The following is a 23,447-nucleotide window of genomic DNA, read 5'->3' on the forward strand; positions in this document are numbered from 1 at the left end:
GTGGACGACCTCGTGATCCGGTCGCGGCGGGCCGTGCTGCCGGACGGCGAACGCCCCGCCGCCGTCTCCGTCGCCTCCGGGCGCATCACGGCCGTCGCCCCGTTCGACGCCGCCCCGCCCGCCGCCGTCACCGTCGACCTCGGCGACGTCGCGCTGCTGCCCGGGCTGGTCGACACGCACGTCCACGTCAACGAGCCGGGCCGCACCGAATGGGAGGGGTTCGCGTCGGCGACCCGCGCCGCCGCGTCCGGCGGCGTCACCACGCTGATCGACATGCCGCTCAACGCGCTGCCGCCCACCGTCGACCCGGCCGCGCTCGCCGCCAAGCGCTCCGCCGCCGAAGGGGCGTGCGCGGTGGACGTCGGTTTCTGGGGCGGCGCCGTCCCCGGGAACCTCGCGTCGCTGCGTCCGCTCCACGAGCTGGGCGTCTTCGGGTTCAAGTGCTTCACGGCCGACTCCGGCGTGCCGGAGTTCCCGCCGCTCGACGCCGCCGGGATGCGCGCGGCGTTCCGCGAGATCGCCTCGTTCGGCGGGCTCGTCATCGTCCACGCCGAGGACCCGGCGTCGCTGTCGGCGCCGTCCGGCGGCGGGTACGCGGACTTCCTGGCGTCGCGGCCGCCGTCCGCCGAACGGACCGCCGTCGAACAGGTCGTGCGGCTGGCCGAGGAGACCGGGGTGCGCGCGCACATCCTGCACCTGTCGGCCGCCGACTGCCTGGACGTCCTGGCGAAGGCCCAGGCGGACGGCCTCCCCGTCACCGCCGAGACCTGCCCCCACTACCTGACCCTCTCCGCCGCCGACGCCACCGGCACGGCCTTCAAGTGCTGCCCGCCCATCCGCGATGCCGCGAACCGCGAACGCCTCTGGGACGGCCTCGCGTCCGGCGTCGTCTCCTGCGTCGTCACCGACCACTCGCCGTGCGCGCCCGACCTGAAGCGCGGCGACTTCGCCACCGCGTGGGGCGGGATCTCGTCGCTGCAACTCGGGCTGCCCGCCGTCTGGACGGCCGCCCGCGAACGCGGCCACGACCTCGCCGCCGTCGTCGGCTGGATGGCCGCGGCGCCCGCCGCGCTCGCCGCCGTCCCCGGCAAGGGCGCGATCGTCCCCGGCGGCGACGCCGACCTCGTCGCGTTCGCCGCCGACGAGACCTTCACCGTCGACCCCGCCGCGCTCCGCCACCGCCACCCCGTCACCCCCTACGCGGGACGGACGCTGACCGGCGTCGTCCAGGCCACCTGGCTGCGCGGACGGCGCACCGGCGGCCCGCCCGCCGGACGCCTCCTCACCCCGGAGCCCCGATGACCGACTTCACCGCCCTGCCCGACCTGGCCGTCCGCACCCTCGGCGGCTCCGTCGCCGCCGCCAGCGACGAGTCCTTCGCCGCGAAGGAGAACCTCCTCAACCCGTGGGCGCCCGCCTTCACCCCGGCGACGTTCGGGCCGAAGGGCCAGGTCTACGACGGCTGGGAGACCGCGCGCCGCCGGGGGCCGGGGCACGACTGGGCGCTCGTCCGGCTCGGCCTGCCCGGCGTCGTCCGCGGCGTCGTGATCGACACCGCCTGGTTCAAGGGCAACTACCCGCCGCACGCCTCGGTGGACGCCTGCTTCGTGGACGGGCCGTCCGCCGACCTCTCCGGGGCCCGCTGGCTGGAGATCGTCCCGAAGACCCCCCTGGACGGCGACACCGCGCACGCCTTCCCGGTGAGCGCGGAGCGGCTGTTCACGCACGTCCGGCTGAACATCCACCCGGACGGGGGAGTCGCGCGGCTCCGCGTCCACGGCGACGTCGTCCCCGACCCGCGCCTCCTCACCGGCCTCACCGTCGACCTCGCCGCCCTGGAGAACGGCGCCCGCGTCATCGCCTGCTCGGACAGGTTCTACTCCGCGCCCGACAACATGCTCTTCCCCGGCCTCGCCCGCGACCAGTCCGAGGGCTGGGAGACGGCCCGCCGCCGCGACGGCGGCAACGACTGGGCGGTGATCCGCCTCGCCGCCCCCGGCTCGATCCGGCTCGCCGAACTCGACACCACGAACCTCAAGCACAACGCCCCGGCCGAGGCCGCCCTGCACGGCCTGGACGCCCGCACGTCCTCACCGGACGACCCGTCCGCCTGGCGTCCGCTGCTGCCGCGCACGGCCCTCGTCCCCGACGCCCGGCACCGCTTCCGCCTCTCGACACCCGAGGTCACCCACGTCCGCCTGGACATCCACCCCGACGGCGGCCTGGCCCGCCTCCGCCTCCACGGCCCCCTGACCCCGACCGCCGAACAAACCCTCACCACCCACTGGCAAACCCTCACCAACATAAGGACTAACAAGGAGTGACGGACTTCGCGCGGAGAGTCATTAGATAGTGGGGGCATCTAAGCAGACCGCGCGAGCCCCCGCGCTCAGCAACCTCGGGGCGCTGGCTCGCATCTCGCCGCCCACCAGGGAGGAACTCGTGTCCACCGGAAGCACCGAGTACAAGTTCAAGAGCGAGATCTTCCTTCGCCACCAGGCCATCGGGGAGGCGGAGGCGGTGCTGAAGGTTCTCGCCACGCGGCAGGTTCCGGTGTCGGACGAGGTCCGTGAGCGGATCCTCGAGTGCAGGGACAGGGAGCAGTTGGACGAGTGGCTCTCCCGCGCCGTCACGGCGGAGACCGTCGACGAGCTGTTCGACTGAGGCGTAGGTACGCGAACGCGCCCCCGGCCCTTGGGTCGGGGGCGCGTTTTCGGTGGTCAGGGGGTCTCGGTGGGGTCTTCGAGGAGGTCGTCGAACTCGCCGTCCTTGACGCCGGCTATGAAGGCGTCCCACTCGGCCTCGGTGAAGTAGAGGATCGGGCCCTCGGGGTTCTTGGCGTCGCGCATGACGACGGCCCGCTCACCGAAGTCCTTGTGCTGGACGGGGACGTCCTTGCCATCGACGAACTCGATGATGACCCCGTCGCTGAGGATCGGTTCCTGCTCGGTCACTGGCACACCTTCTCGGTCCTGGCGGTTGTCGGGTCCAAGGCTAGTCGGGAAGGCGTGCGGGCCACATGGGAAAGCACCCCGGCCGCCCAATTGGGGAGGGGCGGCCGGGGCGGTCCTTACGGGCGGCTGAACCCGAACGTGTACTCGCCGGAGCCGCTGTAGGCGTGGACGCGGTACCGGTAGGTGCCGGGGGCGCCGTTGTAGGTGATGGTCTCGTCGGGGGTGGGGCTGATCGACTGGGCGACCGTCTGCCAGGTGGAGCCGTTCAGCTTCTGGAGGTAGAGGTCGAAGTCGACGCCGTCGGGGCCGTCCAGGCAGGCGGTGTGCGCGCCGGAGACGGTGGTGGTGTAGTCGCCGCTCGGCTGGTAGCTGCTGGACCCGGAGGCCAGCGAGCCGGTCAGCCTCGTGTCGTAGTCGCCGCACGCGCTCGGGCCGGGGCCGCCGCCCTCGGTGACGAGTCCGCGCCCCTGCTGCGCGAGGATCTGCAGGACCTCGCCGACCGGCTGGAAGTACGTCGTGTCGCCGGAGCCCTGGCCGTCGTTGCAGGTGCCGGACGTCCCGGACGTGATGCCCTGCGCCTGCCCCGCCTCGGTGAACAGCGCGCCGCCGGAGTCGCCCGGGTCGGCGCAGATGTTCGCCTGGATGAGGCCGCTGACGGCGCCCTCCTGGTAGTTGACGGTCACGTTGCGCTGCTGGATCGGTCCGCACCAGATCTGGGTGCTGGTGGTGCCGCCCGAGCGGCAGACCCGGCTGCCGACCGGCGCCTCCACCGCGCCCTGGATCGTCTGGTAGGTGCCGTTGTACTTGTTGACCTTCGGTGTGGGCGTCCACTGGCTGTTGACGTCCACCCAGGCGTAGTCGTCGCCGGGGAAGGACGAGCCGCCGAACGTGCCCTGCGCGACCTGGTTGGCGCCCTTCGTCTGCTCGCCCTTCTTCCCGCAGTGCCCGGCGGTGACGAACCCGCCCTGCACGGCGAACGCGACGGAGCAGCCGTACTGCGTCGTCCAGTACCGCTCGCCGCCGACGATGTCGTAGACGAGGCGCGGCTTCGCCGCCGACCGGACGTACCTGACCTGCGCGGCGTCCACTCCGCTGGCCTTCGCGAACCGCTACGCGGCCGCCTTCGACGACGCCTGGACGACGACCCGGTTCGTCGCGGCGTCGACATACCAGGACGTCTCGGATTTCGGCGCGGCCTTCACATTCCGGTTCAACTTCGCCTGCGCGGCGTCAAGGTCGCGGGCGTCGTACTCCACGATCTTCGGTGTCGCGCCGGCCGCCCTGATCTCGGCGGCGGACGCGGCGTCGGTGGTCGCGACGACGATCCGGGTCCCGCTCTCGACCCAGGCGCCGCCGAACTTCGAACCGAGCGACATCTTCAGTTGCTTCTGAACGCCGGCGGCGCGGTCCGCCGGTCCGGGGACGGGTGCCGTGTGCGCCGGCCGCTTCGCCGCGGGCGCGTCGTACGAGCCGTACGACCCCGCGTGGGCCGGGGTCGCCGGCGCCACGACGAGGCTGGACGCGGCCGCGATGCCCAGCACAATGTTTTTTCGTGCCATTCGGGCTCTCCAGGGGGTGGGGAGAAAGGGAGGGGGTCACCCCGATGCCCGAAATAGTGGACCACCTGGTCATTAGCCGACAATCGATCGCACTAAAGTGGTTTTTCAGTGTGGATTCCGTTCTCATCGAACGGCCCCGAGCGGCGCCGGGCGGCGCTGGTCAGGGGTCGATGAGCAGCCGCGCGGCGGAGATCTCCAGCCGCGCCTGGATCTCCTCGGCGGTGGCGTTGCCGCGCAGCATCTCGATCATCTCCATGGTCCAGATGCCCGCCAGCGCGCGGGCGACGAGCCGGCGCGGGTCGTCGGCGGGGACGGCGGCGGAGTCGCCGGTCGCGGCGGCGCGCAGCAGCAGCCCGGTCATCCGCTCGCCGAAGTCGGTCTTGACGTCGGAGAGGAGCAGCGACCTGATCAGCGCCTCGGCCAGTTCGGGCTCGCGCATCAGCCCCCGGGTGGCGCGCATCAGCACCTCGACGGCGCGCTGCGGCGGGTCGCCCGCGCGGGGCGGGCGGCGCTCGATGCTGCCTTCGAGGAGGTCGAGCTCCTCGCTGACCACGGCGACGACCAGGTCCATCTTGGACGGGAAGTACCGGTAGAGCGTGCCCAGCGCGACCCCCGCCCGCTCGGACACGGTGCGCATCTGCATCGCCTCGATGCCGCCCCGCGACGCCAGCGCCGCCGCGGCCTGGACGATACGCTTGCGCCGCTGGTGCTGGCTCCGGGAGCGCACGCCCTGGCCCTGCGGCCCGGACGCGCCGCCCGCGGGCCGCCCCCGGGTCTCGTCCTCGGTCGCCGTCGGCTCTGCGGTCACGGTCGGTCCCTTCTTCGCGGGCGCGGTCGCCCGGCGCGTCCCCCAGGATACAACCCGCACGAGAACGTGTTATCTGATCCGCCGCGGCCAGGGCGTGTCACACGGTCCGGCGTCTCGTCAAGAACCCTGACTCGCTAGGTGAATCCCGTCGCGCGCGGAGACGACCACGCCACTGGACACTTACTAGAATCTGTTCTACTTTCAGCTCGGTGGCCGGGGCACGGCCCGGGAGGAGAGCGGCGCGGTGGACTTCAACCTCGACGAGACCCAGCGGGAGCTCCAGGGCCTCGCCGCGGGCGTGCTCGCCCGCGAGGCGGCGCGCGAGCGGCTGGAGGCGTTCGAGCGGGACGGCGCCCCCTACGACGCCGCGGCCTGGCGGGCGCTCGCGTCGGCGGGCGTGCTCGGGGCCGTCCTGCCGGAGGACGCGGGCGGCGCGGGCCTCGGCCCGGTCGAGCTGGCGGTCGTCCTGCGGGAGGCGGGCGCGCGGGTCGCGCCCGTCCCGCTGTACGCGTCGCTGGCGCTCGCGGGCGTCCCGCTCGGCCGGCACGGCACCCCCGCCCAGCGCGCGCTGCTCGCCCCGCTGGCGGCGGGCGAGACGGTCCTGACCGGCGCGTACCGCGAGGTCGGCCCCACCGGACGGGTCGCGGCGACCGCGCGCCGGGACGGCGGCGGCTTCGTCCTCGACGGCGTGAAGACGTTCGTGCCGTACGCGCGGGAGGCGGCCCGGATCCTCGTACCGGCCCGCGTGGACGGCGCGGGCGTCGGCGTGTTCCTCGTCGAGCCCGCCGCCGCGGCGATCAGCCCGCAGCCGTCCGCGACGTCCGAGCCGCTGTCGCGGGTCGCGCTCGGCGGCGTCCGCGTCGGGCCGGACGCCCTGCTCGGCGGCGCCGCGGACGGCGCCGCCTGGGACACGCTGCGCCGCACCGCCGTCGCCGGGGCGGTGGCCGTCGCGTCCGGCGTGGTCGACGGCGCGCTGGAGCTGACCAAGGAGTACGTCAGGACGCGCGAGCAGTTCGGCCGGGCGCTCGCGCAGTTCCAGGCCGTCACCATGCAGATCGGTGACGTCTACATCGCCAAACGCGCCCTGGATGTGGCGGTCTGGGCAGGCGTGTGGCGGCTCGCCGAAGGCGCGCCCGACACCGACGAGGTCCTCGCCGTCGCCGCCTACAACGCCTGCGGCCCCGTCGTGGAGGCCCTCTACACGTGCCAGCACCTGCACGGCGGCATCGGCCTGGACGTCACCTACCCGCTGCACCGCCACTTCGCCTGGGGCAAGCAGTGCGCGCACCTCCTCGGCGGCGCGGACGACCCCCTCGACTCGCTCGGCGACCTGCTCGCCGCCGGCGCCCCGGACGCCCCGGACGTCCCGGACGCCCCCCGGGACGGCGTCCTCCAGGAAGGCAGGGTGTGATGTTCATCGATCTGACCGGCGAGCAGAAGAGGCTCCGCGCCGAGCTGCGCGAGTACTTCGAGAACTGCCTCACCGCGGAGCAGCGCGCCGCCATCCTGGACGACCCGTTCGGCCCCGAGTACCTGGCGCACTGCAGGCGCCTCGGACGCGACGGCATGCTCGGCGTCGCGCTGCCCGCGGAGTACGGCGGCCGCGGCTACGGCCCGGTCGAGCAGACGATCTTCGCCAACGAGATCGCCCGCGCGGAGGTCACCTACCCGCTGATCACGCTGAACTCGGTGGCGCCGACGATCCTGCAGTACGGCTCGGACGCCCACAAGGAGTTCTTCATCCCGCGCATCCTCGCGGGCGAGTGCCACTTCGCGGTCGGCTACAGCGAGCCGGGCGCGGGCACCGACCTCGCCGCGCTGCGCACCACCGCCGTCCGCGACGGCGGCGACTACGTCGTCAACGGCCAGAAGGTCTTCACGTCCGGCGCGCACACCAGCGACTACGTGTGGCTCGCCGCCCGCACCGACCCGGACGCGAAGAAGCACAAGGGCATCTCGATGTTCATCGTCGACTGCCGCGACCCCGGCTTCTCCTGGACGCCGATCACCACGATGGACGGCCGCCACCACACCAACGCGACCTACTTCCAGGACGTCCGCGTCCCGGCGGACATGCTGATCGGCGAGGAGAACAAGGGCTGGGACCTCATCGTCAACCAGCTCAACCACGAGCGGGTCACGCTCGGCCCGGCGGGCAACATCGGGCACGTGCACGTCCGGCTCGACCGCTGGGCCCGCACCACTTCCGGCCCGGACGGGCGGCCGCTGATCGAGCAGCCCGCCGTCCGCCGCGCGGTCGCCCGCGTGTACGCCTACCTGCGCGTCAACGAGCTGCTCAACTGGCAGGTCGCGGCCAACCAGGACCTCGGCTGGCTCGGCGCGCCGGACGCGTCCGCCACCAAGGTCTACGCGTCGGAGCGGGTGCAGGAGGTCGGCCGGATCGTCGGCGACGTCCTCGCCCGGTTCGGCGACCCGGGCGACCCGGCGACCGCCGAGTTCGCGGCGGCGGCCGACCGGCTGGCGAAGGGCGCGCTCGTGCTGACGTTCGGCGGCGGCGTCAACGAGGTCCAGCGCGAGCTGATCGCGATGATCGGCCTCGGCCTCCCGCGGGCGCCTCGCTGACGTCCTGCTTCTTCCCGCCGACCGGGGTCCGCTTCGGCTCGGTGCCGTGCGCGAAGCCCGCGTCGGCGGCCGCGTCGTGCTGCGGCTCGCGCTGCGCCTCCAGCCGGGGCACGACGCGGCGGAGGTCGTCCAGGAGCATGTCGGCGAGGTCGTGGCTGAACCCGTTGCGGACGACGACGCGCAGCACGGCGAGGTCGGTCCGGTTCGCGGGGAAGGTGTAGGCGGGGACGAGCCAGCCCCGCTCGCGCAGCGCGGCGGACACGTCGAACACGTTGAACGGGGCGTCGCCGTCCTTCACCCGGAACGCGAACACCGGGAGGTCGGCGCCGTCGGTGAGCAGCGCGAACGGGCCGAGCGTGCCGATCGCGGACGCGAGCCGGACGGCGGTGTCCCGGCACGTCCGCTGGACGCGCTGGTACCCGGCGAAGCCGAGCCGCAGGAAGTTGTAGTACTGGGCGACGACCTGCGCGCCGGGGCGGGAGAAGTTCAGCGCGAACGTCGGCATGTCGCCGCCGAGGTAGTTCACCCGGAACACGAGGTCCTCGGGGAGGGCGCTCTCGTCCCGCCACACCGCCCAGCCGACGCCGGGCATGACCAGCCCGTACTTGTGCCCGGAGGTGTTGACCGACGCGACCCGCGGCAGCCGGAAGTCCCAGCGCAGGTCGGGGTCGAGGAAGGGGGCGACCATCGCGCCGGACGCGCCGTCCACGTGGATCGGGACGTCGACGCCCGTCCGCCGCTCCAGGTCGTCGAGCGCTTCGGCGATCTCGGCGACCGGCTCGTAGCTGCCGTCGAAGGTGGACCCGAGGACGGCGACGACGCCGATCGTGTTCTCGTCGCACAGTTCGACCGCCTCGGCCGCGCCGAGGTGGAACCGGTCGCCCTCCATCGGCACGTACCGGGGTTCGACCTCGAAGTAGTCGGCGAACTTCTCCCAGCAGATCTGCACGTTGACGCCCATGACGATGTTCGGCCGGTCGGCCGGCTCCCCGGCCGCGCGCCGCCGGTGCCGCCAGCGCCGCTTCAGCGCGAGCCCGCCGAGCATCGCCGCCTCGCTGGACCCGGTCGTGGAGCAGCCGACGGCGCGGCGCGGGTCGGGGGCGTGCCAGAGCCGGGCGAGCATGTGGACGCAGCGCAGCTCCAGCTCGGCCGTCCGCGGGTACTCGTCCTTGTCGATCATGTTCTTGGCGGCGCACTCGGCCATCAGCGTCCCCGACTCCGGCTCCGCCCAGGTGGACACGAACGTGGCGAGGTTCAGCCGCGCGTTGCCGTCCAGCATCAGCTCGTCGTGGACGATCTGGTACGCCGTCCCCGGCTCCATCTCGCCGGCGGGCAGCGCGTACCGGGGGACGGTCAGCGGCTCCCGGCTGAAGATCGGGTTGATCTCGAGGTCGTGGCCGCCCCGCCCGTCCCGCCGGGGATGTCTCGGTGGCATGCCCGCGTCCCCCTCCCTGCGCTCGCTCGCGCAGGGAGTACCCGCGGCGGCGCGTCCCACACCGGGAGTCTCCGCAGGTCGGCGCAGGTCAGCGGTGGGTCAGGACGGGGCGCGCGGCGGCTGGTTCAGGCCGTTCTCCAGGACGGCGAAGGCCCGGTCGATGGTCTCCGACAGCGAGCCGAACGCCTCCGGGTGGTGGCGGACGGCGTCGGCGGCGGCCTGGAACCCGCACGTCGCCGCGGCCGCGATGATGTGCGGCAGCAGCTCGTTGGCCGGGTCGAGGCCGAGCCGCTCGGCGATGACCTCGGTCAGCAGGGCCTGCTTCTTGCGCGCGTGCTCCATGCTGCGCGCCATCATGGCCGGGCTGTCGCTCGTCATCGTCAGCATGCACTCGAAGCGCTCGGTGTCGAAGCCGAGCTCGCCGCGCTCGCAGGCGCGGGCGATGCCGACGACCGTCCGGCGCAGCGCCGTCATGATCGGTTCCTCGGCCGGACGCTCGCGCAGCGCCGCGAAGACGGCGCGCATCTGCTCCTCCTGGAAGGTGAGCGCGACGTCCTCCTTCGAGGCGAAGTAGCGGAAGAACGTGCGGGACGAGACGTCGACGGCGTCGGCGATCTCCTCGACGGTGGTGGCGTCGAACCCCTTCTCGGCGAAGAGGGCGAACGCCGCGTCGACGAGGGCCTCGCGGGTGCGCTGCTTCTTGCGTTCGCGCCTGCCCGGGGGCTGGGAACCGGAACAGGCTACGCCGGTCTCGGGGGCGGTCGCGGTCATGTGCGAAGTGTAGCCACCCGCCGACCCCGAGCCAAGCGACAGTTACTGACCGATGTCGTGAGATGAATCATGTCTCAGCGCGACTTTCGGCGGTTGACGCCAACTGTCACAGCATGACAGTTTGAGGGCCTGTCCACACCGGAGGTCGTTCATGACTCAGTTCCAGGGCGCCGAGAGGATCGACTCCGGCGCCGTCCGCGTACCGCCGCCGAGGGACCAGGCGCGCGGGCGTCCGGCGAGGCCGGGGCACGGCCATCCATGGCTCACGCTCGTCGCCGTCGCGCTCGGCGTGATGATGGTCGGCCTCGACGCGACCGTCGTGTCCATCGCCAACCCCGCGATCGCCCGCGACCTCGGCGCGAGCCTGTCCGGGCTCCAGTGGGTCACCAACGCCTACCTGCTGGCGCTCGCCGTCACGCTGATCCCGGCCGGGAAGATCGCCGACCGGTTCGGCCGCAAGCGGACGTTCCTCGCGGGCGTGGTCGGGTTCGCCGTCTCCTCGCTGCTGATCGGACTGTCCGGCGGGCTCGGGATGGTCATCTTCTGGCGCGTCGTGCAGGGGTTCGCGGGGGCGCTCCTGCAGCCCGCCAGCCTCGCCATCCTGCGCAACACCTTCCCCGCCGAGCGGCTGAACGCGGCCATCGGCATCTGGGGGTCCACGGTCGGCATCTCCATCGCGGGCGGTCCGATCGTCGCCGGACTCCTCGTCGAGAACGTCAACTGGGAGTCGGTCTTCTTCCTGAACGCGCCGCTGGGCGTCGTCGCGCTGCTCGTCGGCCTCTGGGTGATCCGCGAGTCCAAGGACGAGGACGCCGCGGGCTCGTTCGACCTGTCCGGCGTCGCGACGCTCACCGGCGCGCTGTTCGCGCTGGTCTGGGGCCTGATCAAGGCGGGCGAGCACGGCTTCGGGGACGGCGTCCCGCTCCTCTCGTTCGCCGCGGCGGCCGTCCTGTTCGCCGCGTTCGTCGTGAACGAGCTGCGGGTGGAGCGCCCGCTGCTGCCGCTCGGGCTGTTCCGCTCGGTGTCGCTGTCGGCGGCGACCGGGCTCATCGTCCTCGGCTTCTTCGGGATGTTCGGGACGATCTTCTTCATCACCCTCTACCTGCAGCAGGTGCACGGCATGAGCCCGGTGGACGCGGGCGTCCGGATGCTGCCGATGACCGGCGTGTTCATCGTCGCGTCCCCGCTCGCGGGCGCGCTGACCAGCCGGTTCGGGCCGCGGCTGCCGCTCGTCCTCGGGATGGCGTTCACCGCGACCGCCATGTTCGGCCTGTCGCGGATCGGGGTGGACGCCCCCTACGTCCAGCTCTGGCCGTGGTTCGTGCTCGTCGGGCTGGCGTTCGGGATGGTGATCGTGGCGGGCACGGAGGCCATCGTCGGCAACGCGCCCGCGCACCTCGCGGGCGTCGCGGGCGGGCTCCAGCAGACGGCCGCGCAGGTCGGCGGCGTGCTCGGCACGTCGGTGCTCGGCGTGCTGCTGTCCACGAAGGTCGGGGACGTGCTGTTCGGACGCCTCACCGAGGCCGGGGTGCCCGGTTCGACGGCGGAGCAGGTCGCCGGCCAGGGCGGGATCGTCTCGCAGGGCGTGGCGCCCGTCCCGCCGGGGTCGTCGGCGCGGACCGCCGACGCCATCACGACCGGCAGCCACCTCGCGTTCATGGACGGCTTCCAGAACGCGCTGACGGTCGCCGGGGCGGTCGCCGTGGTCGCGGTCCTCGCGGCGCTGCTCGTCCGGCGGGGGAGCACCCCGGTGGACGGCGCAGCGGCCGCGTGACGCCCCTGGTCAGCCGCCCTGCCCGGCGTCGGGGGACGGGGTCGGGTTGGACGTCGGGCTCGGCGACGGCGTCCCCGGCCCCTCCACCGGCGGGTCGGTGGGGGTCCCGGTCGGCGGCGTCGTCGGGTCGGTCGGCCCGCCGGTGGGCGGGGTCGACGGGTCGCCGGGGCTGGGCGGGGGAGTGGTCGGCGTCCCGCTCCCGGGCGGGGTCGACGGGTCGCCGGGGTCGGTCGGCGCCCGCGACGGGTCCTTCCCGGGCGACGGCGAGCCGGACGGGTCGTCGGACGGGGTCGGCGACGGCGTCCCGTGCGGCGTCCCGCGCTCCTGCCGGGGGTCGCCGAAGACGACGCTCTTCGGCGGGTGCTCGGAGGCCCGCTCCGTCCCGGTGAGGCCGGGGCGCGGGTTCTCCAGGACGCCGTTCGTCCGCGTCGAGGCCGGGTTCGTCTCGCCGGTGCTCGCCGTCGGCACCAGCGAGGCGGCCCCGTCGCCCTTCCCGGACGACGGCCAGGACGCGAGCAGCCCGACGACGGCGGCCGCGGCCGCGGCGAGCCCCGCGGCGGCGCCGAGCCCCTTCGACAGCGGGCCGGCGGGCGCGTCCGGCCCGGAGCGGCCGGGGCGGCCCTGCTCGGAGCCGATCACGACGAGCGGGGTCGGGGCGGCGACGGTCGGCAGCGGCCGGCTCGCCTCGGCCTCGCACGCGGCGAGGACGCGGTGGCGCAGCTCGCGCGGCGCGCCGGACGGCGCCCGCCGGGCGAGCAGCTGCGGCAGCCGCCCCTTCTCGAACGCGGAGATGAGGTCGAGGCGCGGCTCGGTCGTGCCGCGCATGAGGAAGTCGAGGACGGCCCGTTCGAGCCGGGTCCGGGCCGCGTTGAGGAGCTGGGCGACCGTGTCGGGCGCGATGCCGAGGACGAGCGCGATGTCGTGCGGTTCGAGCCATTCGCCCGCCCACAGCAGCAGCACCTCGCGGTGGTCGGAGCGCAGCCCCGCGGCGGCGCGCAGCAGCGGGTCCGAGGCCGCGAACAGGGGCTCGTCCCGGCGCCCGGCGGGGCGCCCGGCCGGGCCGGTGAACGCGCCGCGCTCGGCGCACGCGGACCGGGCCAGCGAGTACAGCCAGAGGACGCGGTCGCCGCGCGGCGGGTGGTGGACGGCGGCGGCGAACGCGTCGCCGACGGCCGCCGGGGCGTCCCGGTCGCCGAGCAGCGACCAGCAGTAGGCGTACAGACGGTCGGCATGGGCGTCGTACAGCGAGCTCATCTCCACGCCCATGTGGCCCTCCTCACAAATGGTGCATACCGCCGGACGACGGGACTCTAGCGCCTCCGGTTGATGTCTGAGAAGTCCGCGATTGGGCGAAACGTCGAATAGTACGGAAGGTGATCGTTTCGGCAGCGGACGGTCACGTACACGGAGATTTAAGGAAGTTCACGAAATTTACCGGATTTCTGATCCGGTTCAGCGGGGAAGGTCTCGAACCCGCTGTCGAATTACGCGGGGGTGGTCGTGACCAGGCTCACCGTAGACGACGTCTACCAGCACATTCGCGGGGTCTGCTTCAAGACGGGACCGCCCGGGACGGTCGGCGCCGAGACCGAATGGCTCGTTGTCGACACGTCCGATCCGACCGCGCACGTCCCGGGCGACCGGGTCCGGTCACTCGTCGCGGACGCCGGTCCGCCGTCCGGCGGGAGCCGGGTGACCTACGAGCCGGGCGGCCAGATCGAGCTCAGCTCCGCGCCGTTCGCCGGGCTCGGCGCGCTGCACGCGGCCCTCGGCGGGGACATCGCGCACGTGCGGGACGCGCTCGCGCCGGACGGGCTCGCGCTCGTCGGGCACGGCGTCGACCCCGTCCGGCGGCCGGTGTTCCAGGCCGAGCATCCGCGCTACGCCTGCATGCGCGACTACTTCCTCGCGGGCGGCTTCACGGACGCGGGCCTCGCGATGATGTGCTCGACGGCGTCCGTCCAGGTGAACCTGGACATCGGCGCCGACGGCCGGGACGCGGTGCGGCGCTGGCGGCTCGCCCACGCGCTCGGCCCGGTGCTCGTCGCCGCGTTCGCGAACTCGCCGCTGCGCGCCGGGCGGCGCACCGGGATGCGCTCGTCCAGGCAGGGCATCTGGACCGAGCTCGACCCGTGCCGCACGCTGCCCGTCCTGCGGGACGGCGAGGACGGCGACCCCGCCGAGGCGTGGACGCGGTACGCGCTCGACGCCCGGGTGATGCTCGTCCACACCGCGACGGGCGAGTGGGTCACCGACCCGGGCATGTCGTTCCTGGAGTGGCTCGCCAAGGGCGAGCCCGACGAGCGCGACCTGACCTACCACCTCACCACGCTGTTCCCGCCCGTCCGGCCACGGGGCTGGCTGGAGCTGCGGATGATCGACGCGCTGCCCGCCCGGTACTGGCCGGTGCCGGTGGCCGTCGCCGCCGCGCTGCTGGACGACCCGGCCGCCGCGCGGCTCGCCGAGGCCGCGACCGAGCCGGTCGCGCGCCGCTGGGCGGAGGCCGCCCGGCACGGGCTGTCCGACCCGTGCCTCGCGGTCGCCGCGCGGGCCTGCTTCGCCGCGGCCGCCGACGCGCTGCCGCGGCTCGGCGCGTCCGGCCTCGTCCCGCTGGTGGAGGAGTACGCCCTGCGGTACGTCGAGCGGGGGCGCAGCCCCGCCGACGACGTCGCGGCGCCGCCGCCGGTCACGCCGTTCGCCGCGCCCGTCACCACGCCCCTCTCCACGCCGCCCCTGCCCACGCCGACCCCGTCCACGCCGACCGAGGAAGAGGACCCGACATGACCGCGACGAGCTTCCGCGGCCCGCGCGCCGAGGACGACCTGAAGGAGCTGATCGCCGCCGAGCTCGGCGCGGTGCGGGACCGGAGCTTCGGCCTCACCACCGACGTCCTCGCCGAGCACGACCTGACCGCGCAGGTGTCGCCGCTGATGTCGCCGCTCGTGTGGGACCTCGCGCACGTCGGCAACTACGAGGAGCTGTGGCTGCTGCGCGAGGCCGCGGGCGTGGAGGCGATGCGCCCCGAGATCGACGACCTGTACGACGCGTTCGAGCACCCGCGCGCCGAACGGCCGTCGCTGCCGCTGCTGTCGCCGGAGGAGGCGCGTTCCTACATCGCCACCGTCCGGGCCAAGGTGCTCGACTCGCTCGCGTCGGTGCGGTTCGACACGCCCGACCCCCTGACCGCGGACGGATTCGTGTACCGGATGGTCGTGCAGCACGAGCACATGCACGACGAGACCATGCTCGCCACCCACCAACTCCGCAAGGGCGTCCCCGCGCTCCTCGACTCCCCGGCCGAAACCCTGGAAAAGGGCGCCGAGATCTCCGCGACGGGCGAAGTGCTGATCGAAGCGGGCCCATTCCAGATGGGCACTTCGGACGACCCGTGGGCGTACGACAACGAGCGCCCGGCGCACATGGTGGACCTACCCGCGTACTACATCGACGTAGAACCGGTGACCAACGCCGCCTACATCGCCTTCGTCGAATCCGGCGGATACGCCGACCCGCGCTGGTGGCACCCGGCCGGCTGGGAATGGCGCAACGCGAGCGGCAGGCGCGCCCCCGCGTTCTGGTCGCGCGAGGGCAGGCAGTGGCTGCGGCGCCGGTTCGGCCGGACGGAGATCGTCCCGCCGGGCGAGCCCGTCCAGCACGTGTGCTGGTACGAGGCCGACGCCTACGCGCGGTGGGCGGGCAAGCGGCTGCCGACCGAGGCGGAGTGGGAGAAGGCCGCCCGGTGGGACCCGTCCGCCGAGCGTTCCCGCACCTACCCCTGGGGCGACGCCTACGAGGAGGGGCGCGCCAACCTGGGGCAGCGGATGCTCCGTCCGGCCGAGACGGGGTCGTACGCGGCGGGCGCGTCGGCGTACGGGGTGCGGCGGATGATCGGCGACGTGTGGGAGTGGACGTCGTCCGACTTCCACGGCTACCCCGGATTCCGGTCGTTCCCTTACCGCGAGTACTCGGAGGTCTTCTTCGGCCCCGAGTACAAGGTGCTGCGCGGCGGCTCGTGGGCGACGCACCCGCTCGCCGTCCGCGGGTCGTTCCGCAATTGGGACTTCCCCATCCGGAGGCAGATCTTCGCGGGCTTCCGGTGTGCGCGCTCCGCGGACGGGGAGGGCCGCTGAATGTGCCGCCATATCGGCTACCTCGGGCCCGGCCGGACGCTGGAGTCGCTCGTCTACGGCGGCGAGCACTCCCTGGAGACCCAGGCGTACGCGCCGCGCATGACGCAGGGGAACCTGCTCAACGCGGACGGGTTCGGCGTCGGCTGGTACCAGGAGGGGCGTCCCGTCCGGTTCCGCCGGGCGCAACCGCTGTGGACCGACCAGTCCTTCCGGGAGGTGGCGGGGGCCGTGCGCGCGTCGTGCGCGGTCGCCGCGATCCGGTCGGCGACGGTCGGCTTCCCGGTGGACGAGTCGTGCGCCCAGCCGTTCCGCGCCGGGACGTGGCTGTTCAGCCACAACGGGAAGATCGAGGGGTACGACGGCGTCGAGGCCAAGCTCCGCGAGCTGGCCGGGGACGTCGCCGGGGTGCCGGACGCGCGCGCCCCGGTCGACTCCGCGCCGCTGTTCGCGCTCGCCGTCCGGCACTGGCGGGAGGGCCGCCCGCTCGGCGACGGCCTCGCCGCGGTCGTCGCCGCCGTCGCCGCGCTCGCGCCGGGACGCTACAACCTGCTCGCCTCGGACGGGACGTCCCTGGCGGCCACGACGTGGGGCGACTCGCTGTTCGTCCGGGAGGGGGACGGCGAGGTCCGGATCGCGTCCGAGCCGCTCGACGACGGCCCGGAGTGGCGGCTCGTGCCCGACCGCTCGCTCGTCACGGCCGGTCTCGCGTCCGGCGTCTCCATCGACCCGCTCTGAAGCCGACCGCTCTGAGTCCGACCGTCCCGAAGCCGACCGTCCTGAAGCCGACCGCTGTGAAGGAGAACCACGTGGACCGGTTCCTGACCGCCGACGACCTCGCCAAGACGCTCCGCCGCGACGTCCGCGAGGGGCTGGCGGGGACGCCGAAGACCCTGCCGCCCAAGTGGTTCTACGACGAGCGCGGCAGCGCGCTCTTCGAGGAGATCACGAAACTGGAGGAGTACTACCCGACCCGCCGCGAGCGGGAGATCCTCGTCGCGCGGGCGCCCGCGATCGCCGCGGCGACCGGCGCCCGCACGCTCGTGGAGCTCGGCGCCGGGTCGGGCGAGAAGACCCGGCTGCTGCTCGGCGCGCTGTCCGGGACGCTGCGCGGCTACGTCCCGGTGGACGTCAGCGGCGAGTTCCTGGAGGAGGCCGCCGCCGGGATCGCGGCCGACCATCCGGGCCTCGCCGTCCGGACCGTCGTCGCCGACTACGAGCAGCACCTGCACCTGCTGCCCGGCGGCGAGCGGCGGCTGATCGCCTTCCTCGGCGGGACGATCGGCAACATGCCGCCCGCCGAGCGCGTCGGGTTCCTCGGCGGCCTGCGCGCCACCATGGGCGACGGCGACTTCCTCCTGCTCGGCGCCGACCTCGTCAAGGACAAGGGGCGGCTCGTCCGCGCCTACGACGACGAGGCCGGGGTCACCGCGGAGTTCAACCGGAACGTCCTGCGGGTCATCAACCGGGAGCTGGACGCCGACTTCGACCCGGACGCGTTCGAGCACGTCGCCGTCTGGGACGAGGCGGAGGAGTGGATCGAGATGCGGCTGCGGTCCGTCCGCGACCAGGACGTGCGCGTCCGCGGCCTGGACCTCGCCGTGTCGTTCGCGGCGGGGGAGGAGATGCGCACCGAGGTCTCCGCCAAGTTCCGGCGGGAGCGGCTGGAGGCGGAGCTCGGCGCGGCCGGGCTGCGGCTCGCCGAGTTCTGGACGGACGCGGCGGGCGACTTCTCCCTCAGCCTCGCCGCCCCGGCGGGGGCCTAGTCCTTCCGGACGGGCCGGTCGAGCCCCAGCCGCTTCAGGTCGGCGGCGAGGCGGGTCGCGAGGTACCGGTGGCCCGCCTCGTTCGGATGGGTGCGGTCGTGCTTGATGAACTGGGCGGCGTTGCCGGTGCCGGTCAGCCGGTCGCCGGTGATCCACCGCTCGCCGATCGGGTCGACGAACGGGATGCCGAGCTGCCCGGCGAGGTTCTTCAGCGCGCCCTGGACGGCGACCGCGCCGGGCGGCGGGGCGTCCGTCCCCCACAGCGGGCCGACGAGCACGATGTGGGTGCCGGGCCAGCGCTGCCGCGCGCGTTCGAGCAGCAGGTGCGCCGCCGCCGCGACCTGCGGCGCCGGGTACCGCCAGTCGTTGTGGCCGCCGGAGACGATCAGCATGTCCGGCGCGGGCCGCCAGCCGAGCTGGTTCTCGAAGTGCCCGAGGAAGGAGTGCGGGCCGCCGCCCCGCGCGACGAACCCGGTGCCGCCGCGCCCCCCGACGATGACCTGCCAGCCGAGCAGCCGCCCGGTCGCCGACGCGTACGTGGTCTCCGGCCCGACGCCACGGTCGCCGACGGTGTAGCTGTCGCCGAGGAACATCACCACCGACGGGCTCCGGCGCGGCTCGGCCGGGGCGGCGCGCCCCGGGCCGTCCGCCGCGGCCGACCGGTGGACCTGCCCGCCGAACGCGGAGCACCCGGTCGCGGACGCGGCCGCCACGAGGCCCAGGCACAGCGCGAGGATCGCCGCGCCGCGGCGGGCGCGGCGAGATGTCATCGAGGGACCACCTAATCGTCGAGGACCGCGGAGGTCTCGGAGGGTCACGGGCATCTTACTGATCCGGAGCGCGGCCGGGGGCGAGTCGCGCGGTGTCGTGGCGGTACGGGCGGATGCGTACGGGGAATCGCGGCTTCTCCTACACCCTCCGTTCACGTCGCGGCTCTCGCCGGGAAACCTGACGCCGAGAGGGTTCCGCGGTGACTCGACGGGAAACCCCGCGTACGGGACGTCTGCGCGAACTCGACCTGCTGCGCTTCGCCGCCGCGCTCGCCGTGGTGCTGTACCACTTCACCGGGTTCGGCGGGCCGGGGCCGTGGCCGTCGGCCGCGCGCAAGGTGTTCCCCGAGGTCGCGGACGTCACCCGGTTCGGCTACCTGGGCGTCGACCTCTTCTTCGTCATCAGCGGCTTCGTGATCCTGATGAGCGCGTGGGGACGCGGGCCGGGGGAGTTCGGAGTGTCGCGGCTCGTCCGGCTGATGCCCGCGTACTGGGTGAGCGTGCTGCTGGGCGCGGTCGTGTACGCGGTGTTCGAGCAGGGGAACGGTGTGTCGGGGGTGGTCGTCCCCAACCTGACGATGCTGCAGGGCGGGCTCGGGGTCCGGAACCTCGACGCCGTCTACTGGACGCTCTGGGTCGAGCTCCATTTCTACGTCCTGATGGCCGTCCTCGCGGGCATCGGCATCACGTACCGCTCCTGCCTCATCTTCATGGCGGCCTGGCTGTTCGGCGGCCTCTACGCGGACGAGGCCGGGAACAAGCTGCTTCAGGTCATGCTGGTGCCGACGTGGAGCGCCTACTTCATCGCGGGCATGGCCCTCTTCCTGATCCACCGGTTCGGGCCGACGCTGCTGCTGTGGGGCTACGTCGCCGTCTCGTACCTGCTGGCGCTGCGCTGGGGCGCCTGGCGCGCGGAGAACGCCTTCCACGGCGCGGACAAGGTCGTGGTCAGCGCCGTCATCACCGCCGTCTTCGCCGTGATGATCCTCGTCGCGACCGGACGGCTGGGGTGGGTGCGGTGGCCGGGGCTCACCGTCCTTGGGGCGCTGACGTACCCGCTGTACCTCGTCCATTCGCAGCTCGCGCTCCCGCTGCTGGACGCGATCTACCCCGGGCTCAACCGGTGGGCCGCGCTGGGCGTGGTGATCGGCGCGTCGCTGGCGGCGGCCTACGCGGTGCACCGGCTGGTGGAGCGTCCGGGGGCGGCCTGGATGCGGGCGCGGCTGCGCGCCTCGCTTGAGCCGATGCGGGCGTCCCAGCCGTTCGCCGAGCTGACCCGCCGGGGCGCGAAGGGCGACGCCCAGCTCGACCCTGGCGCAGCTCAGCTCAACAACGGGGAGGCTCAGCTCAACGGCGGTGGGGAGCCGCGGCTCCGCGCCCCGGCCGACGCCGCGCGCGGCTGAGACGCGGGGGTGTGACACGTTCCCGGCCCGGCGCGCTGAAGGAAGTGTGAGCGTCCGGCCGACGTGAGCGGGCTTCGGCCGGGCGCCGCCTCCGGTGGGCTCGTCACCCCCGGTCGGGCCCACCGGAGGTTCCAGCTCCGGTGGCCCCCCGACCTGCCCGAGCCCGGTCAGGCCTCCTGGCCCGGCGGGCGCAGCTCCTCGGTGTAGTCGACCGTCAGGCGGCGCATCACGCCCGACTCGTCGACGGAGTACTGGCCGAGGCGGTTCAGCGGCGGCGAATAGGCGTGGATGGAGACGGACGAGTCGTCCACTCCGGTGAGCCGGTGGATGTGGTCCGGGCCGAAGGAGAACGACGTCCCCTCGGCGACGACCGTCCGGACGGGCTCGCCGCCCATGCGCGGGTTGTTCTCCTCGATCGCCCCGGCGACGACCCGGACGGCGCCGGACGAGACGTCGTGGTCGTGCCACCCGGTGTCGTTCGCGGGCGTCCAGCAGAGCAGCCAGACGTCGACGTGCTCGTCCCGGTGGAGGGACGCGTAGTGGCGGCGTCCGTCCGGGAACGCGACGTGCTGCCGCCACAGCTCGGGCCGCTCCGCCAGGTCGTCGACGAGCGCGCGGAGTTCGCGCTCGTCGAGCGGACGGCCGGGCAGGCGCTCGAATCCGGTGGGGCGGGACAGGACCTCGGACGACACGGTGCGCTCCTCTCGGGCAATCGCTGGCGCGGATTCGGCCGGTGCGGCCCCCGGTGATTCGGCCCCACCGTTCGCACGGCGGGAGAACCGGCTGGACACGGCTGCTGAACCGCATCACTGAACCGCATCAGTTAACCGTTTCAGTGAATCGGTTAAGAATGTCGCCGTCAAGATGGGTCCGGCGGATTGTCAGCGGTGCCGTCTAGGGTTGGGGGGATGTCGGAGAAGCGCAAACGCGCGACCATCCGGGAAGTGGCGCAGGCGACGGGGCTGTCGCCCGCCGCCGTGTCGTACGCGCTGCGCGGCATCCAGACATCGGAGGAGACCCAGGAGCGGGTCCGGGCCGCCGCGGAGGAACTCGGCTACGAGGCCCACCCGATCGCCCGCGCGCTGGCGAGCGGGCGCACCGACCAGGTCGGCCTGCTCTGCGGCTCCCTTGAGGACTACTGGCAGCAGTCCCTCGCCGTCGGCATCGGCCGGGCGCTGCTCGCCCGCGACCGCTACGCCCTGATCGTCGACGCGGGCGGCGACCCCGAGCGCGAGCTGGCCCTCGCCCGGCGGCTGCGCGACCAGCGGGTGGACGGCCTGATCGTCCAGCCGCTCGACCCGTCCGCCGCGCTCTGGAGCGAGCTCGCCGCCGCGATCCCGGTCGTCTCCATCGGCGACGCGCTGCACGGCGGCCAGGCCCAGGGCGAGGTCGTGTTCGACAACCGGCGCGGCGTCACGCTCGCTCTGGAGCACCTGCGCGACCTCGGCCACCAGCGCGTCACCGTGTTCACCCCGACCGGGGCGAGCACCCCCGACCGCCCGGCCGACGTGCACGTCAACGCCGAGGCCGAGCGGCTCGGGCTGCGCGTCGACGTCGTCGTCGTGCCGCAGTCGCTCGCCGCCGCCACCGAGGTCGCGACGCGGGTGCTCGCCGGGCCCGACCGTCCGTCCGCCGTGTTCTGCTTCGCCGACTCCATCGCCTACGGCGTCTACGCCGCCACCCGCGAGCTCGGCCTCGGCGTGCCCGCCGACGTCGCCGTCTGCGGGTACGACAACCATCCGATGTCGGCGCTGCTCACGCCGCCGCTCACCACCGTCGACTGGGACATCGACGGCATCGTGCACTCCGCCGTCCGGCTCGTCGTCGACGTCATCGACGGCAAGCCGCGGCGGCGCCGGGTCGTCCGGGAGCCGTCGCTGCGCGTCCGCGCCTCGACCGGCCCCGCACCGACCTAGGGGGTCACGGGTGCAGCCCGGCCAGGCGGGGGAGCAGGTCCGCGGCGGCGGCGATGTCGGCGTCCAGCGGCCGGTCCGCCACGCGCGGGTCGAGGACGCCGTCGGCGAGGGCGAGGGCCGCGCGCAGCGGCCCGCCGGACGGCGCCCGCCCCTGCATCCGCAGCGCCCGCGCCGCCGCGACCAGCTCGCAGCCGAGCCCGAGCCGGTAGGCGGCGACGGCGTCGGTCGTCGCGCGCGCCGACTGGGTCGAGAAGCCCGCGTGCTCCTCCACGCCGCGCGACAGCACCGCGCTGCCGAGCGCCGCCGGGGTGGCGAGCCGCCGCACGTCGGCGAGGCAGGAGTGCGCCACGTACTCCAGGATCATGATCCCCGAGGACGCCTCCGTCTCGCCCTGGAACGGGTACAGGCCGGTGAACGACGGCTCGGCGAGGGTCCCGAGCCGGGCGGCGGCGAGCGCCATCGTCTGGAACAGGGCGGCGCGGGCCGAGTCCAGGGCGAGGCCGACGTAGGCGGTGTGGAAGTTGCCGTTGTGCCAGACCGTCCGCCCCTGGACGTCCACGAGCGGGTTCTCGGCGGCGGCGTTGATCTCGCGGGCGACGACCCGCTCGGCGTACGCGGCGGCGTCCAGCGCGGGACCGTGCACCTGCGGGAACGCGCGGTAGCCGTACGGGTCCTGGATGCGCGCGGGCGCGGGCTGGTCGAAGGCGAGCAGCGCCCGCATCGCCGCGGCGGCGTCCCGCTGGCCCGGGTGGGGGCAGGCGTCCTGCACCTGCTGCGCGTACGGTTCGGTCGACGCGCGGACGGCGAAGTGCGACAGCGCGGCGACCACCGTCGACGCGGCGAGCAGCTCGCGCAGGTCCGCCACGGCGAGCGCGGCCTCGCCGAGCGTGGCCGCGTTGGAGCTGATGAACGCGAGCGCGTCGGCCGAGCGCAGCCGGTGGCCGGGGCCCTGCTGCGGCGCGCCGTCCGGCCCGGTGAGCCAGGCGCGCTCGCCGAGCAGGCAGAGCGCGGTCGAGGCGAGCGCGGTGAGGTCGCCGGTGCCGATCGCCCCGTGCACCGGGACGGGCGGCAGCAGGCCCAGGTTGAGGACGTCCGCGAGCGCCCCGAGCACGCCCGGCTCCACCCCGGAGCCGCCCGCCGCGATCTGGTTCGCCCGCACCGTCAGCATCGCCCGGACGATCTCCGGCGCGACCAGCGGCCCCGCCCCGGAGGCGTGGCTGCGCAGCAGGCGCAGGCCGTGCGCGTCGGCGTCCTCCCACTCGACGTCCACGACGCGGTTGGCGCCGACGCCGGTCGTCCGGCCGTAGACCGGCTGGGCCGCGGCGACCTCGGCGGCCACCCGGTTCGCCTCCGCCGCGCGTTCGACACCGTCGGGCGATATGTAAACGGTCACATCGCCCCGCGCGGCACGTACCACCTCGGCGCAGGTCAGCGCCGTCCCGTCGATAACGATTCGGCCGTTCTCCACGCCCCGCAGCTACTTTCCCTGAATTCCTGGTCGTTATGCTCAACAACCGAAGTTCCGGACATGCCGGTACATCAAGCTGACCGTATCCCCGGTTACGGTTTGTCGAGAAGGCC

The 23,447-nt window shown here is 73.8% G+C and carries 22 protein-coding genes; 12 read left to right on the plus strand and 10 right to left on the minus strand.

The genetic code is table 11. From position 1 onward, the window contains the following. From allB to ACH01S_RS29940, 3 genes are all read left to right on the plus strand, one after another. Complete coding sequence (gene allB / locus ACH01S_RS29930) at positions 1 to 1,302, plus strand: allantoinase AllB (RefSeq protein WP_067899050.1); 1,302 nt, start codon at positions 1 to 3, stop codon at positions 1,300 to 1,302. Then, positions 1,299 to 2,324, plus strand: coding sequence for an allantoicase (gene alc, locus ACH01S_RS29935; protein ID WP_067899053.1), 1,026 nt, complete (start codon positions 1,299 to 1,301; stop codon positions 2,322 to 2,324). The genes allB and alc overlap by 4 nt, the downstream gene beginning before the upstream one ends. Before the next feature lie 118 nt (positions 2,325 to 2,442). After that, complete coding sequence (locus ACH01S_RS29940) at positions 2,443 to 2,664, plus strand: hypothetical protein (RefSeq protein ID WP_148344338.1); 222 nt, start codon at positions 2,443 to 2,445, stop codon at positions 2,662 to 2,664. A 56-nt stretch (positions 2,665 to 2,720) separates the two neighbouring features. On the opposite strand, the gene ACH01S_RS44915 is transcribed toward ACH01S_RS29940, so the two are convergent. The 4 genes from ACH01S_RS44915 to ACH01S_RS29960 form a co-directional block, all read right to left on the minus strand. Further along, complete coding sequence (locus tag ACH01S_RS44915) at positions 2,721 to 2,954, minus strand: DUF397 domain-containing protein (RefSeq protein ID WP_067899060.1); 234 nt, start codon at positions 2,952 to 2,954, stop codon at positions 2,721 to 2,723. 116 nt (positions 2,955 to 3,070) lie between these two features. Continuing rightward, the gene (locus ACH01S_RS29950; RefSeq protein ID WP_067899063.1) at positions 3,071 to 4,042 is read right to left on the minus strand and encodes a S1 family peptidase; all 972 of its coding nucleotides are present in this window, start codon (positions 4,040 to 4,042) and stop codon (positions 3,071 to 3,073) included. Between the two features lie 21 nt (positions 4,043 to 4,063). Next, complete coding sequence (locus ACH01S_RS29955; protein WP_083981288.1) at positions 4,064 to 4,513, minus strand: S1 family peptidase; 450 nt, start codon at positions 4,511 to 4,513, stop codon at positions 4,064 to 4,066. A 160-nt stretch (positions 4,514 to 4,673) separates the two neighbouring features. Then, on the minus strand, positions 4,674 to 5,321 hold the full coding sequence (locus ACH01S_RS29960; RefSeq protein ID WP_083981289.1) for a TetR family transcriptional regulator: 648 nt from the start codon (positions 5,319 to 5,321) through the stop codon (positions 4,674 to 4,676). A gap of 244 nt (positions 5,322 to 5,565) precedes the next feature. On the opposite strand from ACH01S_RS29960, the gene ACH01S_RS29965 reads away from it, so the two are divergent. Further along, positions 5,566 to 6,732, plus strand: a complete 1,167-nt coding sequence (locus ACH01S_RS29965; RefSeq protein WP_067899068.1) for an acyl-CoA dehydrogenase family protein — start codon at positions 5,566 to 5,568, stop codon at positions 6,730 to 6,732. Further along, positions 6,732 to 7,904: an acyl-CoA dehydrogenase family protein gene (locus tag ACH01S_RS29970; RefSeq protein ID WP_067899070.1), complete on the plus strand. Its 1,173-nt coding sequence runs from the start codon at positions 6,732 to 6,734 to the stop codon at positions 7,902 to 7,904. Before ACH01S_RS29965 ends, ACH01S_RS29970 begins: the two co-directional genes overlap by 1 nt. Here ACH01S_RS29970 and gad read toward each other — a convergent pair. Further along, entirely contained in the window at positions 7,840 to 9,339 is a 1,500-nt protein-coding gene (gene gad / locus ACH01S_RS29975) for a glutamate decarboxylase (protein ID WP_083981290.1), read from the minus strand. The genes ACH01S_RS29970 and gad overlap by 65 nt on opposite strands. A gap of 99 nt (positions 9,340 to 9,438) precedes the next feature. After that, on the minus strand, positions 9,439 to 10,110 hold the full coding sequence (locus tag ACH01S_RS29980; protein ID WP_067899073.1) for a TetR family transcriptional regulator: 672 nt from the start codon (positions 10,108 to 10,110) through the stop codon (positions 9,439 to 9,441). Between the two features lie 151 nt (positions 10,111 to 10,261). On the opposite strand from ACH01S_RS29980, the gene ACH01S_RS29985 reads away from it, so the two are divergent. Next, a complete protein-coding gene (locus ACH01S_RS29985) occupies positions 10,262 to 11,884 on the plus strand; it encodes an MFS transporter (protein ID WP_067899076.1) in 1,623 nt (540 codons plus the stop codon). A 9-nt stretch (positions 11,885 to 11,893) separates the two neighbouring features. Here the strand turns inward: ACH01S_RS29985 and ACH01S_RS29990 are convergent, their stop codons facing one another. Then, positions 11,894 to 13,150, minus strand: a complete 1,257-nt coding sequence (locus ACH01S_RS29990) for an RNA polymerase sigma factor (protein ID WP_067899078.1) — start codon at positions 13,148 to 13,150, stop codon at positions 11,894 to 11,896. 234 nt (positions 13,151 to 13,384) lie between these two features. On the opposite strand from ACH01S_RS29990, the gene egtA reads away from it, so the two are divergent. From egtA to egtD, 4 genes are all read left to right on the plus strand, one after another. Then, positions 13,385 to 14,668, plus strand: coding sequence for an ergothioneine biosynthesis glutamate--cysteine ligase EgtA (gene egtA / locus ACH01S_RS29995; protein WP_083981298.1), 1,284 nt, complete (start codon positions 13,385 to 13,387; stop codon positions 14,666 to 14,668). Then, positions 14,665 to 16,014: an ergothioneine biosynthesis protein EgtB gene (gene egtB / locus ACH01S_RS30000; protein WP_067899080.1), complete on the plus strand. Its 1,350-nt coding sequence runs from the start codon at positions 14,665 to 14,667 to the stop codon at positions 16,012 to 16,014. The genes egtA and egtB overlap by 4 nt, the downstream gene beginning before the upstream one ends. Beyond that, on the plus strand, positions 16,015 to 16,749 hold the full coding sequence (egtC, locus tag ACH01S_RS30005; RefSeq protein WP_067899083.1) for an ergothioneine biosynthesis protein EgtC: 735 nt from the start codon (positions 16,015 to 16,017) through the stop codon (positions 16,747 to 16,749). Between the two features lie 71 nt (positions 16,750 to 16,820). Then, complete coding sequence (egtD, locus tag ACH01S_RS30010) at positions 16,821 to 17,777, plus strand: L-histidine N(alpha)-methyltransferase (protein ID WP_083981291.1); 957 nt, start codon at positions 16,821 to 16,823, stop codon at positions 17,775 to 17,777. Here the strand turns inward: egtD and ACH01S_RS30015 are convergent. Further along, on the minus strand, positions 17,774 to 18,547 hold the full coding sequence (locus tag ACH01S_RS30015; RefSeq protein ID WP_083981292.1) for an SGNH/GDSL hydrolase family protein: 774 nt from the start codon (positions 18,545 to 18,547) through the stop codon (positions 17,774 to 17,776). The two genes, egtD and ACH01S_RS30015, sit on opposite strands and share 4 nt — an antisense overlap. Positions 18,548 to 18,747: 200 nt before the next feature. Here ACH01S_RS30015 and ACH01S_RS30020 point away from each other — a divergent pair, with 200 nt between their 5' ends. Next, positions 18,748 to 19,950 (plus strand): acyltransferase family protein, encoded by a 1,203-nt coding sequence (locus tag ACH01S_RS30020; protein ID WP_067899089.1) that lies wholly within the window; start codon positions 18,748 to 18,750, stop codon positions 19,948 to 19,950. A gap of 167 nt (positions 19,951 to 20,117) precedes the next feature. On the opposite strand, the gene ACH01S_RS30025 is transcribed toward ACH01S_RS30020, so the two are convergent. After that, positions 20,118 to 20,642: a cysteine dioxygenase gene (locus tag ACH01S_RS30025; RefSeq protein WP_067899093.1), complete on the minus strand. Its 525-nt coding sequence runs from the start codon at positions 20,640 to 20,642 to the stop codon at positions 20,118 to 20,120. Between the two features lie 216 nt (positions 20,643 to 20,858). On the opposite strand from ACH01S_RS30025, the gene ACH01S_RS30030 reads away from it, so the two are divergent. Further along, entirely contained in the window at positions 20,859 to 21,866 is a 1,008-nt protein-coding gene (locus ACH01S_RS30030) for a LacI family DNA-binding transcriptional regulator (RefSeq protein ID WP_067899096.1), read from the plus strand. Positions 21,867 to 21,870: 4 nt separating this feature from the next. Here the strand turns inward: ACH01S_RS30030 and ACH01S_RS30035 are convergent, their stop codons facing one another. Next, positions 21,871 to 23,334, minus strand: coding sequence for an aromatic amino acid ammonia-lyase (locus tag ACH01S_RS30035; RefSeq protein ID WP_067899099.1), 1,464 nt, complete (start codon positions 23,332 to 23,334; stop codon positions 21,871 to 21,873). Positions 23,335 to 23,447 lie beyond the last annotated feature (113 nt).

Origin of the sequence: Actinomadura chibensis NBRC 106107 (assembly GCF_001552135.1) — a bacterium.
Taxonomy (GTDB): domain Bacteria; phylum Actinomycetota; class Actinomycetes; order Streptosporangiales; family Streptosporangiaceae; genus Spirillospora; species Spirillospora chibensis.

Excerpts from the sequence above, each read along its gene's own strand:
- ACH01S_RS29970 (WP_067899070.1), top strand. The coding sequence starts at position 6,732 with ATGTTCATCGATCTGACCGGCGAGCAGAAGAGGCTCCGCGCCGAGCTG.
- ACH01S_RS29985 (WP_067899076.1), top strand. The coding sequence starts at position 10,262 with ATGACTCAGTTCCAGGGCGCCGAGAGGATCGACTCCGGCGCCGTCCGC.
- ACH01S_RS29955 (WP_083981288.1), bottom strand. The coding sequence starts at position 4,513 with ATGGCACGAAAAAACATTGTGCTGGGCATCGCGGCCGCGTCCAGCCTC.
- ACH01S_RS30015 (WP_083981292.1), bottom strand. The coding sequence starts at position 18,547 with ATGACATCTCGCCGCGCCCGCCGCGGCGCGGCGATCCTCGCGCTGTGC.
- ACH01S_RS29990 (WP_067899078.1), bottom strand. The coding sequence starts at position 13,150 with ATGGGCGTGGAGATGAGCTCGCTGTACGACGCCCATGCCGACCGTCTG.
- egtB (WP_067899080.1), top strand. The coding sequence starts at position 14,665 with ATGACCGCGACGAGCTTCCGCGGCCCGCGCGCCGAGGACGACCTGAAG.
- ACH01S_RS30030 (WP_067899096.1), top strand. The coding sequence starts at position 20,859 with ATGTCGGAGAAGCGCAAACGCGCGACCATCCGGGAAGTGGCGCAGGCG.
- alc (WP_067899053.1), top strand. The coding sequence starts at position 1,299 with ATGACCGACTTCACCGCCCTGCCCGACCTGGCCGTCCGCACCCTCGGC.
- gad (WP_083981290.1), bottom strand. The coding sequence starts at position 9,339 with ATGCCACCGAGACATCCCCGGCGGGACGGGCGGGGCGGCCACGACCTC.
- ACH01S_RS29980 (WP_067899073.1), bottom strand. The coding sequence starts at position 10,110 with ATGACCGCGACCGCCCCCGAGACCGGCGTAGCCTGTTCCGGTTCCCAG.
- egtC (WP_067899083.1), top strand. The coding sequence starts at position 16,015 with ATGTGCCGCCATATCGGCTACCTCGGGCCCGGCCGGACGCTGGAGTCG.